This is a genomic window from Streptosporangium sp. NPDC006930 (assembly GCF_040635605.1).
Classification (GTDB): Bacteria; Actinomycetota; Actinomycetes; order Streptosporangiales; family Streptosporangiaceae; genus Streptosporangium.
In genome coordinates this window covers 306749-322698 of record NZ_JBEYID010000009.1, presented here as the reverse complement: position 1 = coordinate 322698, position 15950 = coordinate 306749, and the positions used below count along the sequence as shown (strand labels likewise).

The following is a 15950-nucleotide window of genomic DNA, read 5'->3' as shown; positions in this document are numbered from 1 at the left end:
GGGGGGGGGGGGGGGGGGGGGGCGCCCCCGCGTGCCGGGGTGTGGGGTGCGGCGGGGTGGTGTGGCGCGCCCCCCCCCCCCCGGGGGGGGCCCCCCGGGGGGGGGGGGGGGGGGGGGGGGCCCCCCCCCCCCCGACCCCCACACGGCCTCCTCGCCGGGCGCCCCGCCCTGCGGCTCGGCCCTGCCGGGGATCTCCGTCCACCCGGTCGACGCGGCCCTGCCAGGAGGCTCGGCCCGACCACCGGAAGGCTCGGTCCACCCGGTGGACTCGCTCGCCGGGGCGGCGGGCTCCCGCCACGTGGGCGGTTCGTTCGAGGGAGGGACGGGCCAGGCGTTCGGTTCCGAGGCGGCGGGCGCCTGCTCGCCGGGGACTGCCGCCTCCTCGGAGGTGTCCCGCGATTCCTCCGCGCCAGACCCTTCCTGGTCGGAGCCCCTGTCCTGCGGCACTCGCCGCGGGCCGGGCTGGTTCGGGTCCACAGGGTCCACAGGTGTTGTCACGTCTCGTCTCCCGACGCTCGGGCAAGCCGGATATCTCACACTCCCCTGTCGGTCACCGACGAAACAGGCTGACACGGCAAAACACCGATGATCGTTCGGTCAGGGTGCGACATGCCACGGAAAGGACCCTGGGTACGAGCAGGGAAGAAGCCGACCTAGAATGAAGCATGTGCTGAAGGGCGACGGCCATCTGAGCCATGACCTCGACTCCCGCGACCGGCCTCCGAAGGACGCATGTGGCGTCTTCGGAGTGTGGGCCCCCGGGGAGGAAGTCTCCAAACTCACCTACTACGGGCTGTACGCGTTGCAGCACCGCGGCCAGGAGTCCGCGGGCATCGCGGTCAGCGAGGGCAGCAGGATCCTCGTCTACAAGGACATGGGCCTGGTGGCCCAGGTCTTCGACGAGTCCGTGCTCGGGACCCTCCGCGGCCATCTGGCGATCGGCCACTGCCGCTACTCGACCACCGGATCGAGCGTCTGGGAGAACGCGCAGCCGACGCTGAGCTCGACCGAGTCGGGCGGGCTCGCGCTCGCCCACAACGGAAACCTGATCAACACCCCGGAGCTGTCCAGGCGGCTGTCCCCGGGTTCCACCCGGGCGACGACCGACACCGAGGTGCTGGCCGCACTCCTGGCCCAGGACCGCGACCGGTCGATCGACGACGCGGCCGCCGACCTGCTTCCGCAGGTCAGGGGCGCCTACTCGCTCGTCTTCATGGACGAGAAGACCCTTTACGCGGCCCGTGACCCGCAGGGCGTCCGCCCGCTGGTCCTGGGGCGCCTGGAGCGCGGCTGGGTCGTGGCCTCGGAGACCGCGGCGCTGGACATCGTGGGCGCCACGTTCGTCCGCGAGATCGAGCCGGGCGAGCTGATCACCATCGACGAGCGCGGCGTGCGCTCGCGCAGGTTCGCGCTCGCCGAGCCCAAGGGCTGCCTGTTCGAGTACGTCTACCTCGCCCGCCCGGACACCACGATCGCCGGGCGCGGCGTGCAGACCACGCGCGTCGAGGTCGGCCGCGTGCTGGCCCGCGAGCACCCGATCGAGGCCGACCTGGTCATTCCGACGCCCGAGTCGGGCACCCCCGCCGCCGTCGGCTACGCCGAGGAGAGCGGGATCCCCTACGGTCAAGGTCTGGTCAAGAATTCGTACGTGGGCCGCACCTTCATCCAGCCGTCCCAGACGATCCGGCAGCTGGGCATCCGGCTGAAGCTCAACCCGCTGAAGGAGGTCGTCGCGGGCAAGCGCCTGGTGGTCGTGGACGACTCGATCGTGCGGGGCAACACGCAGCGGGCGATCGTGAAGATGCTGCGCGAGGCGGGTGCCACGGAGGTGCACGTCCGGATCTCCTCCCCGCCGGTCAGCTGGCCCTGCTTCTACGGCATCGACTTCGCCACCCGGGCCGAGCTGATCGCCGGTTCGCTCAGCGTCGAGGAGATCCGCGCCTCGCTCGGCGCCGACTCGCTCGGATACATCTCGCTGGAGGGCCTGACCGCGGCCACCACGATCCCCGAGGACCGGCTCTGCCGCGCCTGCTTCGACGGTAGGTATCCGATCCCGATCGACCAGGACAACGTGGGCAAGTACGTGCTCGAGGCCAAGCGTTGAGCGGGCCCGGCACGCGAGGAGAGGGTTCATGACCAGCTACGCGGCCGCCGGAGTGGACATCGACGCGGGCGAGCGCGCCGTCGAGCTGATGAAGTCGAAGGTCGCGCGGGCGCGCAGACCGGAGGTCGTGGACGACGCCAGCGGCTTCGCCGGCCTCTTCGACGCCTCGGCCCTGCTGTCGTACAGACGACCGCTGCTCACCACGTCGACCGACGGTGTCGGCACCAAGGTCATGCTGGCCCAGCGGCTGGACAAGCACGACACGATCGGGATCGACCTGGTCGGCATGGTCGTCGACGACCTGGTGGTCTGCGGTGCCGAGCCGCTGTTCATGACCGACTACATCGCCTGCGGCAAGGTGGTCCCCGAGCGGATCGCCGAGATCGTGGGCGGCGTCGCCGAGGGCTGCCGCCTCGCGGGCTGCGCCCTCATCGGCGGGGAGACCGCCGAGCACCCCGGTGCCATGGAGGCCGGCGAGTACGATCTCGCGGGCGCCGCCACCGGGGTGGTGGAGGCCGACATGATGCTCGGCCGCGACAGGGTCCGCGCGGGCGACGTGGTCCTCGCGCTGGCGTCCTCGGGCGTGCATTCCAACGGATACTCGCTGGTCAGGCACATCATCGACCGGGCAGGGCTCTCGCTGGAGGCCGAGCTGCCCGAGCTGGGGCGGACGCTGGGCGAGGAGCTTCTGGAGCCGACCAGAATTTACTCTCTCGACTGCCTGGAGCTCGCCCGCGCGGTCGACGTCCACGCGTACGCCCACATCACGGGCGGCGGCCTGGCGGGCAACCTGTCCCGCTCACTGCCTCCGGGGCTGGACGCGCTGCTCGACCGCTCGTCGTGGACCCCGCCCGCCGTCTTCGAGGTGCTCGCGGGGCACGGCGGGGTGGCCCAGGCCGACATGGACCGGACGTTCAACCTGGGCGTGGGCATGGCCGCGATCGTCCCCGCCGAGGCCGTGGGGCCCGCCCTCGCGCTGCTCGGCGAGCGGAACCTCCCCGCCTGGGTGCTCGGTGAGATCGTCGAGGGCTCGGGCGAGGCGCGTTTCCGCTGATCCGCGCTTTTCTCCGGGAAACCTCCGCGCCGCTTTCCTCCCCTCACGAAGGGGAGGAGGAACCGCATGGGAGGCGGGTACGACGAAAGGCGCTCCGGACCCACCGAAGCGCCGCATATGGTCGACCCGCAGCGAGAAGAACACCCGGCGGCTTGTGCCCACCGCCGGGTGCCCTGCTCACATCAACCTGAAATCCGCCTAGCGGCGGCCGGATTTCCCGTCGTCGCGGTCATCTCCGGAGCCGAAGTCATCGGCGTAATCGGCGTACCGATCCGCCAGCTCGTCGTAGGCGTCGTCGGAGTCGTCATTGTGGTTGGAGTCGTCTCTGACTCCCAGCTCGTCGCGCAGACGCTCAAGATCAGTGCCACCGCTGTTGTACTTCAGCTGGCGAGCAACCTTGACCTGCTTGGCCTTTGCTCGGCCGCGCCCCATTGGCTCGACCCCCTCGTGTGGGGTCGTGCCCGACCCCTCGTCGCTAACGCACCACGCACTGACGCCACCTGACTTAGGCGTCAGCTCTCGTTCGCCTACAACCGTACCCGTTTTACGCCCGGCTCGGTACGTCGTATGGGCGTGTGGGGCTAGTGGCCCAGCCAAATGCCCCTAATTCGCCCGACTTCCGACATTCTGCGCTCAGCCAGCCTATCGGCTGCGACAGCCGGGGGAACGCCTTCCTCCGCCGCACTGGAGAAGATCTTGAGAGTCGTGTCGTAAATCTGGGTGGCCTTTGCCTGCGCCCGCTCCATGTTGAACCCCCTGATCTCGTCCGCGACCTGGATCACACCGCCGGAGTTGACCACGTAGTCGGGCGCGTAGAGGATCCCGCGGTCGGCGAGCCGCTTCTCCACGCCGGGGTGGGCGAGCTGGTTGTTGGCCCCGCCGCAGACGATCGTGGCGCGCAGGCTGGCCACCGTCTCGTCGTCCAGCGCCCCGCCGAGGGCGCACGGCGCGTAGACGTCGATGTCGGCGGAGGTGATCTCCAGCCGGTCGGCGACGACCTCGACCTGGGGGTGGATCCGCCGCAGCCGCTCCACGGCCCGCTCGCTCACGTCGCAGACCACGACCTCCGCGCCGTCCTCGATCAGGTGGCCGACCAGGCGGTGGCCGACCTTGCCCACGCCCTCCACGCCGACGCGCCTGCCGCGCAGCGTGGGCGTCCCGTACGCGTGCTCGGCCGCGGCGCGCATGCCCTGGAACACGCCGAGCGCGGTCAGGATCGACGAGTCGCCGGCCCCGCCGTTGGCCGGGGTGCGGCCGGTAACGTACGAGCACTCGCGGGCCACGACGTCCATGTCCTCGCTGTAGGTGCCGACGTCGCACGCCGTGTAGTAGCGGCCCCCGAGCGACTGGACGAACCTGCCGTAGGCGCGCAGCAGCGCCTCGCTCTTGTCCTTCGCCGGGTCGCCGATGATGACGGCCTTGCCGCCACCGAGGTCGAGTCCCGCCAGGGCGTTCTTGTAGGCCATCGCCCGCGAGAGGTTGAGCACGTCCGTCAGCGCGGCCTGCTCGCTCTCGTAGGGGTAGAACCTGGTGCCGCCCAGGCCTGGGCCCAGGGCGGTGTTGTGGATGGCGATGATCGCGTGGAGGCCGCTTCGCTCGTCGGAGCAGAAAACGACCTGTTCGTGCCTCGCCTGGCCGGTTACCGGGCCCGCGTCCTTGTGGGACAGCCCGAAGACGTCGGTCACTGTGGTGACTCCCAGTCGTTCGTTACCGCCGCACCGTTGCGACGGGGATCACCCTCAGCGTAACCACAAGTCCTCAACAGGGACGACGTGCGCGAACGTCCCATCTCAGTGACCGAGACGACCACCGCGGAAGCGGGCTCGCTACGGACAACGGTCGGTCCTTCGTGACACGATGCGGTCGTGCTGCCCTATGCCGCGTACCTCCGCGTCTACGAACCGCTGGTCGCGTTCGCCCCGGCGGAGCGCGTCTCGTGGTCCGCCTACTCCGAGACGACCGACCGGCCGCGCCGAGCGAGCGCCCTGCACGCCGAACACGGCGAGGCGGTGCGGCGCCTCCTCGGGGTACCACCGACCCCGGCACCCGCCCAGGAGAGCCCCAACGCCTATCTGAGGCGCGTGGAGGAGGTCCTGTACGTCTGCCCCTGGCAGAGCAGGCTGAGGTCGTGGCTCGCCTTCTCGCGCTTTCGCGGGGCGACCCCGCCCAAGCTGATGGAGCGCTTCTTCCCGCCGGCCGTCGCGGAGCGGACGGCCGACGACTTCGACCGGTTCAAGCGCAGCACCGACTCCGCCGCGCTGCGTACGCACATCCGCGGCTCCACCTGGCACGTTCCGACCTCGTGGTTCGTCCCCTTCGACGGCAACGAGCGCTGGCTGGTGATCGACGGCGGCGAGGGGCAGGGAGGCACGACCACCACGCGCAACCTGATCTACGTCACCTCCATGGCCCACGCGAGGCGCCGCAGCGCCCGCGCCCTGCAGATCATCAAGAGACAGGTGGGCGACGCCTCGGTCACGGCCGAGGTCGAGGACGTGGCACGCTGGCTGGAGGAGTTCCACCCGCATTCCCTGGTCGAGCTGGACTACGGCGGCATCGTCAACCTCATGGACGACGAGACACTCCAGGCCGACGAGTCCGTGGCGGAACTCGCGGCGGCGCTGACAGGTCTGGAAAAAGGCGAGGAAGAACTGGCGTTCGCCATGTACCAGCGCGTCATCCTCCGCTGGCGATCAATACAACTTCTCGAATCAGCAAACTGAGTCGCAAATCATCCCTTCGACCTGCGTAAGTAGGTCCGTCGATGACCGGGGATGCACCTACGAACTGAGTAGTTTGCCGTTTTCACTGCGATACCACGAAACGTGTCGCTAGAATCACCGAGCGTGACAACAACACGTGCACAAGAGAGATGAGTCGCTCAAAGGCTCGCCAATCGCTCTACGTGGCTGTATGGTCACATCGGGTGATGCCGCATATGGCCCAAACAGCCGCACGCAAGGGCCATAGGCGGACATCCGTGACAAGCGTCAAGTCGCAGGATCGCTGTCGCCGGTCCACATGGAGGAGAGGCCGCACAAATGTCAGCTCGTACACCCGAGGCAGAGCCGCTGCTCACCCCGGCGGAGGTCGCAACCATGTTCCGCGTCGATCCCAAGACCGTGACCCGGTGGGCGAAGGCGGGCAAGTTGACGTCCATCCGCACCCTGGGTGGACACCGCCGATACCGGGAGACCGAGGTTCGCGCGCTGCTCGCGGGGATTCCGCAGCAGCGCTCAGAGTAAGACGGGGGCCGTCACTGACCTAGGGGGATTGGTGCGCGCTCACCCTTTGAGCGTGTAGGCCACACGGTTTTGTGGGGAGCGGCGTCGCCCGCCCGGCGCCGCCCCAGCACATGCTCCTGAACGGCTCAGCGGTGCCCCAGGGGCCTGCTTCAGCCGTCCGTCCCGGACCTCTCCAGGTCCACGGGACGACTCGCCTGTTCTCTGAACAGGTCGTCCAGCAACTCGCCGACGCGCGAATCGTGCTCGGCCGCCACGCCGAGCAGCGCCACCAGCTGACCGATCAGCATCCGCTCCAGCGTCGGCCGCTCGATGTCGCGACGCTCCAGCCAGTCGAGGCCCGCGGTCTCGACGGAGGCGATCCACGAGCGCAGCGCGACCCGGAGCACAGGTCCCGGCTCCTCGATCCGCATCTGCTTCATGATCAGCCTGAGCAGCCGGCGCCTGACCGAGTCGACGACCTCCCCGATCTCACCGCTGCGATTGGCGGGACCGCCCTTGAGCAGCGCGGCGAAGCCCGTCGCGTGCTCCTCGACGAAGTCGAAGTATCGGGTGAGCCCTCCGGCGAGCTCGTCCAGCGGGGTGCCCGCCCCCTGGGGCCTGAGCCTCGCCTCCAGCTGGGCCGCGGCGCTTCTCAGCGCGGCGACGTAGAGCTCCTGCTTGCCACCGAAGTAGTGGTAGACCAGAGCCCGCGACGCGCCGGCCGCGGAGGCCACGTCGTCGATCGACACGTGCTCGGCGTCATGCCTGCTGAACAGCTCCAGTGCCGCCGCCATGAGCTCCTCGCGACGCCGGTCGACACTGAGCCTGCGCCGCGCCGGTCGCGTGTCCCCCGGCACGGTTTTCGCCCGTTCGGCGGCTCCGGATGTCGACCTCACATCGTGAAGACTATCGGAGCCGTTCCGCCCGGCCGCTTGGTCAAGATCGGAGTTCCCTTCCCTCCAACCCGTACCCCATTCGGAACTCGATCGTTTTGAGTGACAGGTGCCCATCCACCATCGCGGGGGAGAGCCATGTCAGGACCGTCAGTCAACACCACCGTCACCCGAGCCCGCGGGTTCGCCGAGCCCGTCTTATCCGACGGGGGCGGGCCACGCCCGAGACCCACGATCCGCAACGTGGCAGAACGAGCCGGTGTCTCCAAATCACTGGTCTCGCTCGTCCTGCGCGGATCGCCCCACGTCAGCGAGCACCGCAGGCAGGCCGTGCTCCAGGCGGCCAGAGACCTCGGCTACCGGCCCAACGCCGTCGCGCGCAGCCTGGTCGAGGGCCGTACCCACCTGGTCGGGGCGCTCGTCGCCGACCTGCACAACCCGTTCTACGCGGAGTTCCTGGACGGCCTGCAGGAGAGCCTGCACGGCGACGGGCTGAGACTCCTCATCGGCAACAGCCAGTGGGACCCCGCCTTCGAGGACGAGGCGGTCGAGGCGTTCCTCGAACTTCGCGTCGACGGGCTCGTCCTGCTCGGCATCGCGCCCACCAGCGGGACGCTCATCGAGGCCACCGGCTACACGCCGACCGTGGTGGTGGGCGAGCGCGACATCGACCTCGGCGGCGTGGACATCGTCGTCGACGACGACCAGCTCGGTGCCCGCCTCGCCGTCGACCACCTCGTGGAGCTCGGTCACCGCAGGATCGCCCACATCGAGGCCGCGGGCATCTCCTCGGGGCGCTTCCGGTGCGAGGGCTACCTGGTCGCGATGCGCAGGCACTCCCTGGCGCCGTACATCATGGTCGAGGAGGGCGAGTCCAGCGAGGAGGGCGGCGCCAGGGCGGCGCACAGCCTGCTCACGCGCGACCCCCGGCCGACAGCGATCTTCGCCGCCAACGACCGGGTGGCGATGGGCGTGCTCTCCGCGGCCACCGAGCTGGGGCTGCGGGTTCCCGAGGACCTGTCCGTGGTCGGGTACGACAACATCCACCGGGCGGGCACCCAGCCGATCTCGCTGACCACCGTGGACCAGCCCCGCCGCGCCATGGGACGCTCCGCCGCCGCGCTGCTGAACGACCGGATCGGAGACCCCGGCAAGGCCTCGCGTCTGCGTCAGGTCACGCCGCAGCTGGTCGTACGGAACAGCACGGGCCCCACCGAACGCTGAAGAGCCTGCCTGGAGCGTTACAGTCCGCCCAGGCAGGCTCCATGACCTCCTCAAATCCGGGTCAACATCGCGGGCGTCCGCGTGCCGCCGGTGTTGACTCTGGCCGAGACGAGGGGGTAACGATGCGTGATCCGGAACTTGTGTCATGCGCCCAGCGGGCCGCGGCCGAGCTTGAGCGGGCATGGGCGCACTGGCGGGCCGCCCGGGGCCGCGGCGGCGACGCCGGAGCCGAGTCCGTGGCCAGTTACGTGGCTCATTCGATCGACCATCCATGGGGACGGCCGCGCGTGGTCCTCGGGCTGGACGCCGAGGACGCCAGGGAGCTCGCCTCGCTCCTGCAGAAGCAGGAGGTCGGCGAGCACGTCTGGTGAAGGGGGCGTTCGCCCGTCCCGTGACGGGAGAGCCCTCCTGAGGAGGGAGTGCGTCACGCCTCGCGGCGGGCGAGCACATATCGCGACATCGGCTGAGTCACACATCCGAGCCACGTAAGTTGGGTGATTGACGACTTCCTTGGGGGCGATGAGCGTGACCGGCAAAGCACTCGCGGCGACCCTGGTCCTGTGCGGACTCGGCGCCGCCGCCTGCGGTGGCACCGCCACGGGCGCCGACCTCGCGCGAGAGCGCGGACCCGTCCCTCCCGCCACCGCCGACACGGCCGCGGCGCCGGCCGCCGACAGCCTGAGCGGCCCGGCGACCGGCGCGGCGAGCGATCCCACCGCGAGTCCCGCGGCGGGGCGGAGCGTCCAGAGCGACAGGCCGCTCAGCGGCAAGGTCGTGGTCATCGACCCCGGCCACAACGGGCAGAACTACCGCCACCCCGCGGAGATCAACAAGAAGGTCAACGTTCTGACCCAGTGGAAGGCCTGCGACACCACGGGCACCGCCACCGCGAACGGCTACAGCGAGGCGGCCTTCACCTGGGACGTCTCACAGCGCCTGGCCAAGATCCTGAAGAGCCGCGGCGCGACGGTGAAGCTGACCCGTGCCGACAACTCCGGCGTCGGGCCGTGCATCACCGAGCGAGCCGCGATCGGCAACGACGCGAAGGCGGACGCGGCGATCTCGGTCCACGCCGACGGGTCGAGCACCGCCGACCACGGCTTCCACGTGATCATGCCGGAGAAGATCGGCGGCCCGGTCGACCCGGTGGTCGGGGCTTCCAAGAAGCTCGGCCTGGATGTTCGCAACGCCTTCGCGCGCGGCACCGGACTGTCGTACTCCACCTACATCGGTAAGAACGCCCTCGACTACCGCAACGACCTCGGCGGGCTGAACCTCTCCACCGTTCCCAAGATCTTCATCGAGTCGGGCAACATGAAGAACCCCACCGAGGCGGCCAAGTTCCAGCAGTCGGCGTTCCGGCAGAAGATCGCGCTCTCTCTCGCGAACGGGCTCCAGCAGTACCTCAAGAGGTAGGCGAGGACGGGACGGCGGGGCACTTCGGGCGGGCTCCGGCGGTATCCCGGGGGCGTGGAGAAGACCCTCGGCGACTTCCGGCGTTACCGCCGGGACGCGGAGGGTTCCCGCGCCGCCGGAGGGACCTCCGGCGGCGCGCAGATGCGCCTCAGCGGCTTACAGCGGCCATTCCGAGCGTGCGGGAGTGTCCGACGGGGAGAGGGCGCCTCAGCGGCCCCGAGGGCCTTCCAGGCCCAGGGACCTCAGGTTGTCGCGGGCCGGATGGCTGCGTGCGGCCGGTCCGGCCGCGAAGACCTTCAGGATGTTCCCCGTCGCCCTGCGGACGAAGGCTCCCGCCTCCCGCGTGACGCCGTGGCCGCAGCGGGCGCCCCGCATCGCGCACACCCAGCGCATCGTGCCCGAACTGAACACCCCGGCGCCGCTCGGCACGGTGTAGTAGGCGCTGTGCGCGACCGTGGCGCGACCGCCGCAGTCGACCGGGGAGACCGACAGGATCTCCATGGGGCGCGGCACGCCCGCGCCGACCCTGTCGGTCTCGACGCCGACCATCCCGGGGAAGACGGTGCCGCGCCGCACCCCGGTCCCCTTGAAGATCCAGTTGCCGGGGCGCCTGACCACGTAGGCGGACTCTGAGGGAAAGCAGTCGTACATCGGGCCGGTCAGCGAACTCTCCGGCCTGGCCGTGGCCCGCCACAGGGTCGTCCGGGCGTCCTCTGCGGCGTCCTTGTGGCAGACCACCAGGCGGCGAGGTCCCAGGCGCGTCGCGGCGAGGCGGATCCGCCAGTAGACGGCGTTGGCACCGAGGAAGGCGAGGTTGGTGCCGCGGTCACGGGCGGCCTCGACGGTGCGGCGCATGCCCGGCGACCAGTACTCGTCATGGCCCAGCGACACCAGCCCCCTGGCCCCGTCGAGGACGTGCGGGTCGCGGTCCAGGTCCAGGCTCGTGACGTAGGCGAGCGGCACGCCGCGACGCTCGGCGAGCTCGATGGCGTCGCGTTCCATGTCCAGGAAGAGCCGCGCCCCCGATGTGTCGTACGGACGGTCGAAGCTGACCGCCCGTGACCTGTCCTCGAAGCCGCCGGGGCCGTGGTAGAGGCTGCGGCCACCCCAGTCGTTGTACGCCTGCCAGGTGGTGACCGCGTTCACGACGACGAGGCGTCCCCTGGTGGAGGCGGACCTCACGGTGAGGGGGACGTAGCGCCGTCCCCCGGTGGCGGCGTCCAGCCTGATCAGGTAGGAGCCCTCCGGCCACCCCGAGGTGTCCACCTCGGGGCCGGGCTTCCAGTGGGCGGCGGTCACCGTTCCCGTGGCGGCGATCGTCCTGGGTGGAGCCTGCCTGCTGCCGGGCAGCCCGGCCGCCCGCCAGACCTGCCTCGCCCCGGCCCCGCCGTACCAGCCCATCCGGAAGGCCCTCGCGGTGTAGCGGTCGGCGGTGGTCGAGACGTACAGCCGGAAGTTCTCGCCGGGCAGCACGCTCACCCGGTCGGCGAAGCCTTCGATCTCGTGCTCGGCGCCGCGCCTGCGCACCCGCCAGCCGGGATCGCCCTCCCTCGCGTTCTCCGCCACGGTGGTGTCGTCCCCCTCGGCGCTTCTCACTGCGGAGGAGGACACCGTGGGAGTGGACGAGGGCGAGGACGAGGGGTTCTCGACGGTGGCGGCGCACCCGGTGACCAGCATGATCGTCACCAGGATCGCCGACGGTGTGCGGGCCGGACGCCTGGACACCCTGGAAGGTTGGAACATGAGCAGCAGCATGTCCGGGCGGGGAGTCTCCCCCGCTTCTCCCGCGCGGTACTTGGGCGGTTCTTGGCCCCGTGTCCGGGCTCGCCGACGTAAAAACCCTGCCTCTCCGGCGATTCCGGCGATTTGGCATGATCTACAGCATGACTGACCTCCTGCCGTCTCCTTCCGCCTTCACACCTGCCGGCGGTGTCCTCGGCCTTCCCCGCGGGGTCGTCGTCTCCGGCCCCAGCGAGCCGGTCGACGCCGTACGTCTCGCGCTCGCCGTCCTCGACCCGCGCCCCGGCGAGGCGGGAACGATCACGGTGGAGTCGGACACCTCACTCGGCGCCGAGGCGTACGTCCTGGAGGTGACGGGCGAGGGGGTGCGGATCGCGGCCGGAGACCGCGCCGGCGCCTTCTACGCGGGTCAGACGCTGCGGCAGTTGCTGCCCTCGGCGGCGTTTCGCGCGGTGGCCGACGGCGGGGCGGACTGGAGCGTCGCCCTGGGCCGGGTGCGGGACGCGCCCCGGTTCTCCTGGCGCGGGGTGCACCTGGACGTGGCGCGGCACTTCATGCCCAAGCGCGAGGTGCTCAGGATGGTCGACATCATGGCGGTCCACAAGCTGAACCGCCTCCACCTGCACCTGGTGGACGACCAGGGGTGGCGGGTCGAGAGCCGCCGGTACCCCCGGCTGCACGAGGTGGGCGCGCACCGGCCGCGTACGGTCACCAGCCACTACCGGGAGGATCTCGCCTTCGACGAGGTACCGCACGGCGGCTACTACACGCTGGAGGACCTCGCGGAGATCGGCGCCTACGCGCGGGCCCGAGCCGTGACGGTCGTTCCCGAGATCGACGTGCCGGGACACGCCTCGGCGATCCTCGCCGCCTACCCCGAGTTCGACGCCCGCGCCACCGGCGGCCGGAGCCCCGAGCCCTTCACGGTGCTGGATCGCTGGGGCATCTCCCCCGCGATCCTGTCCCCCCTGCCGGAGACGATCGACTTCCTGACCGGCGTGATCGAGGAGATCACGGGGGCGCTGGGCGAGACCCCGTACGTCCACATCGGCGGGGACGAGTGCGTGCTCGACGACTGGGCCGGCTCCCCCGAGATCGTCGCCTTCCAGGCGGAGCTGGGGCTGGGGAGCCTGAGCGACCTGCACGCCTGGTTCCTGCGCCGGCTCGCGGACGAGCTGGCCGAACGCGGCAGCAGGGCGGTGGTGTGGGACGAGGCGTTCGTGAGCGGCATGCTCAGGCCCGACACGATCGTGATGCCCTGGCGCGGTCCCGGGGTGGCGAGGCGCGCCGCCGCCGCCGGGCACGACGTGGTGCAGACCCCGGTCTTCCCCCTGTACTTCGACTACTCCGAGGCCCCCGACGAGGAGGAGCCCCTCGCGATGGGCGACGCGATCACCGTCTCCGACGTCGCGGCCTACGCTCCGGCGCCGGAGTCGTGGACGGCCGGGGAACGGGAACACGTGCTCGGGGCACAGTTCCAGCTGTGGAGCGAACGGCTGCCCGACGCGCGGGCGGTGGACTACCGGGCCTGGCCCCGGGGGTGCGCGCTGGCCGAGATCACCTGGTCGGGCTCGGCCGGGGCCGGGTTCGACACCCGGCTGGAGGCGCACCTGACCCGCCTCGACGCGCTCGGCGTCGAGTATCGGCCGCTGACCGGCCCGCACCCCTGGCAGCGTGGGGGGACCGGCCGCCGACGCCACCGCCCGGGGGTCGTCAAGGTGGACGAGGCGATGAAACACCTGGAGGAGCTGACCCACGAGGCCGACTCGACCCGTCCCAGCATGTGACGGGCCTCCCTGCCCTTGACGAGTCCCACGGCGGGGCTTGGGCTCCGACCGGTCAGGAGACCTCGTAGCCCGCTTCCTTGACGGCGGCGCGGACGGCCGCGTCGTCGAAGGCGTCGCCGGAGACGTCGACCCTGCCGGTCTCCAGGTCGACGTCGACACCGGTGACACCCGGGACCTCGCCGACCTCCTCCTTGACCGAGCTCACGCAGTGACCACAGGTCATGCCGGTGACGGTGTATGTGATCGTGCTCATCGTGCCTCCAAAGCCGTGAGGTTACCCACCCAGGGTATAACGTCAGGCCGTGACACTTCGGTCCGCGGTACGGCCGATGATCTGGCGGAGGTCGACCACGCCGTGACGGCGCAGGCGGCGAGAGAGGTCACGGTTGACGTGATAGGCCCAGAGGGGCCCCTCGTAGATCAGCGCGCTGTATCCCTGGACGAGCGTGGCCCCGGCGAGCAGGCGCTCCCAGACGTCGTCCACGTCCTCGACACCGCCGACGGAGACGAGCACCAGGCGGTCGCCCACCCTGGCGCGCAGCCTGCGCAGCACCTCCAGCGACCTGGCCTTCAGCGGGCGTCCCGACAGGCCGCCGCTCTCGCGGCTGTGGTCACGGCCCGAGGGCTCCGCGACGGTCAGCGTCTGCCTGCCGATCGTGGTGTTGGTGGCGATGATGCCGTCGAGCCCGAGCTCCAGGGCGAGGTCTGCGACCGCGTCCACGTCGGCGTCCGCCAGGTCGGGGGCGATCTTGACCAGCAGCGGGGTGCGCTTGGGCGTGGCGTCGGCGACCTCCTTCACCGCCCGCAGCAGCGGGCCCAGCAGTTCCACGGCCTGAAGGTCGCGCAGGCCGGGGGTATTGGGCGAGCTGACGTTGACGACCAGGTAGTCGGCCAGGGGGGCGAGCTCTTTGGCGCTGGCCACGTAGTCGGCGACGGCACCCGACTCGGGAACGACCTTGGTCTTGCCGATGTTGACGCCCACGATCGCGGGGACGCCTCTGGGCCTGGCCAGCAGCCGGGCCGCGGCGGACGCGCCCGCGTTGTTGAAGCCCATCCGGTTGATGATCGCCCGGTTTCTCACGAGGCGGAACAGGCGGGGCCTGGCGTTGCCCGGCTGGGCGTGGGCGGTGATCGTGCCGACCTCGACGTGGCTGAAGCCGAGCGCGGACACGGCCTCCACGCAGCCGGCGTCCTTGTCGAAGCCGGCCGCCAGCCCGAACGGGCCGGGAAAGTGCACGCCGAAGGCCTGCACGCGCAGCGCGGGGTCGCGTGGCGCGAGACGGCGGTGGACCAGCCGTCTGACCACGGGCGTCACCGAGAGGACGCGCAGGGCGCGCACCGTCAGATGGTGCGCGTCCTCCGGGTCGAGGCGGCCGAGGACCTGCGAGAAGACGAATCGATACATCACCGATCAGGTTAGTGCCCCGGCGGGGTGCCGCTCGCGCCGACCGCGTCCCCGAGGTGTCTGATCAGGAGGTATCGGTCGAATTCAAGCAGCCGCAGTAGGCGGAGCACCGTGTCCGAGGGCCGCAGAATGATCATCTCGCGGCCCAGGCCGCGCATGTGCTCGTCGGCCCGGAGCAGGGTCCGGGCTCCCGCGCAGTCGATGAAGCCCACGTGGGCCAGGTCGAACTCCACCGTCTTCGCGGTGATCGTGCCGAGGACACGTCGCAGCTCGGCGCCTCCGACAGCGTCGAGATCACCGTGAACGGTGATCTCGACGCTGTTCTCCGAAGGCTCCGGCGACGTGAGCAGAATCACCGTATTTCGCCCGCCCCTTCACCGAGCACCTCGGCCGCCAGGTCGGCGACGCGGCGGCGGCTGTCACGGGCCTGCTTGCGCAGGCCGGTGAAGGCCTGGGTGGCGGTCAGATCGTGCTTTCCCATCAGGTAACCGATCGCCCGCTCGATGACCACGCGGTAGTCGAGGGCGTACTGGAGCTGGTCGGCCAGGGCGCTCTTCTCCTCGGCGGCCATCGCGACGGTGAGAAGCTGCTCGATCACCTCCGCGTAGCCGTAAAGCGCCTGGACATCTGACTCGTCCCATTCGTACAACTTCGCCTGGTAGACGTTCAGCGTGCCCACGGGCTCGCCTCCAAGACGCACCGGCACCCCGGCCACCGCCCGCACCTCGGGGTGGAGCCGATCGGCGAGCATCGGCCAACGAGGATCGACCCGCACATCGCTTGAGGTCACCGCGGAATTCTGCTCATACGCGGAAACACACGGTCCCTGACCGAGATGGAGTTGCGCGCCCTCAAGACTGCGGCCCCGCTCATCGGTGGCGACCAAATAACGAAGATCTTTACCTTCTTCCGCGAACATCAACCCCGCACCCGCATATCCGAACAGCGAGTTCACCACATCCACGGCACGCTCCAACTGCTGAACTATGCCTGTGGTGGACGAGGCCGTCTGAAGCCTTCTCAGGCTCGCGACCAGCGCTTCCGGATCAATGTGAGTCATATGTGAAGCGCCTTTCAGCGTCGACCTGGTTACTTGACGTGCA

At 70.2% G+C, this 15950-nt stretch carries 17 protein-coding genes; 9 read left to right on the top strand and 8 right to left on the bottom strand.

All coding sequences use genetic code 11. The features are described 5' to 3' along the window. Window positions 1–658: 658 nt before the first annotated feature. Together purF and purM are read left to right on the top strand one after the other, a co-directional pair. Entirely contained in the window at window positions 659–2104 is a 1446-nt protein-coding gene (gene purF / locus ABZ664_RS18875; protein WP_350941240.1) for an amidophosphoribosyltransferase, read from the top strand. A gap of 28 nt (window positions 2105–2132) precedes the next feature. After that, window positions 2133–3158 (top strand): phosphoribosylformylglycinamidine cyclo-ligase, encoded by a 1026-nt coding sequence (gene purM, locus ABZ664_RS18870; RefSeq protein WP_362510850.1) that lies wholly within the window; start codon window positions 2133–2135, stop codon window positions 3156–3158. A 198-nt stretch (window positions 3159–3356) separates the two neighbouring features. Here purM and ABZ664_RS18865 read toward each other — a convergent pair whose 3' ends face one another. Then, on the bottom strand, window positions 3357–3590 hold the full coding sequence (locus ABZ664_RS18865; protein ID WP_362510847.1) for a DUF3073 domain-containing protein: 234 nt from the start codon (window positions 3588–3590) through the stop codon (window positions 3357–3359). Between the two features lie 149 nt (window positions 3591–3739). After that, window positions 3740–4843, bottom strand: a complete 1104-nt coding sequence (locus ABZ664_RS18860; protein ID WP_362510844.1) for a Glu/Leu/Phe/Val dehydrogenase dimerization domain-containing protein — start codon at window positions 4841–4843, stop codon at window positions 3740–3742. Between the two features lie 180 nt (window positions 4844–5023). Between ABZ664_RS18860 and ABZ664_RS18855 the strand changes: the two genes are divergently transcribed. After that, window positions 5024–5881, top strand: coding sequence for a hypothetical protein (locus tag ABZ664_RS18855; RefSeq protein WP_362510841.1), 858 nt, complete (start codon window positions 5024–5026; stop codon window positions 5879–5881). 318 nt (window positions 5882–6199) lie between these two features. Then, on the top strand, window positions 6200–6403 hold the full coding sequence (gene bldC, locus ABZ664_RS18850) for a developmental transcriptional regulator BldC (RefSeq protein WP_013133571.1): 204 nt from the start codon (window positions 6200–6202) through the stop codon (window positions 6401–6403). Between the two features lie 149 nt (window positions 6404–6552). Here the strand turns inward: bldC and ABZ664_RS18845 are convergent, their stop codons facing one another. Continuing rightward, a complete protein-coding gene (locus ABZ664_RS18845) occupies window positions 6553–7278 on the bottom strand; it encodes a TetR/AcrR family transcriptional regulator (RefSeq protein ID WP_350941249.1) in 726 nt (241 codons plus the stop codon). Between the two features lie 240 nt (window positions 7279–7518). Between ABZ664_RS18845 and ABZ664_RS18840 the strand changes: the two genes are divergently transcribed. The 3 genes from ABZ664_RS18840 (at window position 7519) to ABZ664_RS18830 (ending at window position 9915) form a co-directional block, all read left to right on the top strand. Continuing rightward, complete coding sequence (locus ABZ664_RS18840; protein WP_350941250.1) at window positions 7519–8499, top strand: LacI family DNA-binding transcriptional regulator; 981 nt, start codon at window positions 7519–7521, stop codon at window positions 8497–8499. Between the two features lie 122 nt (window positions 8500–8621). Further along, window positions 8622–8870 (top strand): hypothetical protein, encoded by a 249-nt coding sequence (locus tag ABZ664_RS18835; protein ID WP_344978307.1) that lies wholly within the window; start codon window positions 8622–8624, stop codon window positions 8868–8870. A 127-nt stretch (window positions 8871–8997) separates the two neighbouring features. Then, window positions 8998–9915, top strand: a complete 918-nt coding sequence (locus ABZ664_RS18830) for an N-acetylmuramoyl-L-alanine amidase (protein ID WP_362510835.1) — start codon at window positions 8998–9000, stop codon at window positions 9913–9915. A gap of 207 nt (window positions 9916–10122) precedes the next feature. Here ABZ664_RS18830 and ABZ664_RS18825 read toward each other — a convergent pair whose 3' ends face one another. Further along, window positions 10123–11658 (bottom strand): N,N-dimethylformamidase beta subunit family domain-containing protein, encoded by a 1536-nt coding sequence (locus ABZ664_RS18825; protein WP_362510832.1) that lies wholly within the window; start codon window positions 11656–11658, stop codon window positions 10123–10125. Between the two features lie 140 nt (window positions 11659–11798). On the opposite strand from ABZ664_RS18825, the gene ABZ664_RS18820 reads away from it, so the two are divergent. Beyond that, entirely contained in the window at window positions 11799–13442 is a 1644-nt protein-coding gene (locus tag ABZ664_RS18820; RefSeq protein ID WP_362510829.1) for a beta-N-acetylhexosaminidase, read from the top strand. Between the two features lie 52 nt (window positions 13443–13494). Here ABZ664_RS18820 and ABZ664_RS18815 read toward each other — a convergent pair whose 3' ends face one another. The 4 genes from ABZ664_RS18815 to ABZ664_RS18800 are packed head-to-tail and all read right to left on the bottom strand — an operon-like array spanning window position 13495 to window position 15766. After that, a complete protein-coding gene (locus tag ABZ664_RS18815; protein WP_362510826.1) occupies window positions 13495–13695 on the bottom strand; it encodes a heavy-metal-associated domain-containing protein in 201 nt (66 codons plus the stop codon). A 42-nt stretch (window positions 13696–13737) separates the two neighbouring features. Then, window positions 13738–14847, bottom strand: a complete 1110-nt coding sequence (locus ABZ664_RS18810; protein WP_362510823.1) for a quinone-dependent dihydroorotate dehydrogenase — start codon at window positions 14845–14847, stop codon at window positions 13738–13740. Between the two features lie 11 nt (window positions 14848–14858). Then, on the bottom strand, window positions 14859–15203 hold the full coding sequence (locus ABZ664_RS18805) for an STAS domain-containing protein (protein ID WP_362510820.1): 345 nt from the start codon (window positions 15201–15203) through the stop codon (window positions 14859–14861). Next, window positions 15200–15766 carry a GAF and ANTAR domain-containing protein gene (locus ABZ664_RS18800; protein ID WP_362510880.1) on the bottom strand — a complete coding sequence of 189 codons (567 nt, stop codon included), beginning with the start codon at window positions 15764–15766 and terminating at the stop codon, window positions 15200–15202. The genes ABZ664_RS18805 and ABZ664_RS18800 overlap by 4 nt, the downstream gene beginning before the upstream one ends. Here ABZ664_RS18800 and ABZ664_RS18795 point away from each other — a divergent pair. Then, window positions 15683–15913, top strand: coding sequence for a hypothetical protein (locus ABZ664_RS18795; protein ID WP_362510883.1), 231 nt, complete (start codon window positions 15683–15685; stop codon window positions 15911–15913). The two genes, ABZ664_RS18800 and ABZ664_RS18795, sit on opposite strands and share 84 nt — an antisense overlap. The last annotated feature ends 37 nt before the right edge of the window (window positions 15914–15950 follow it).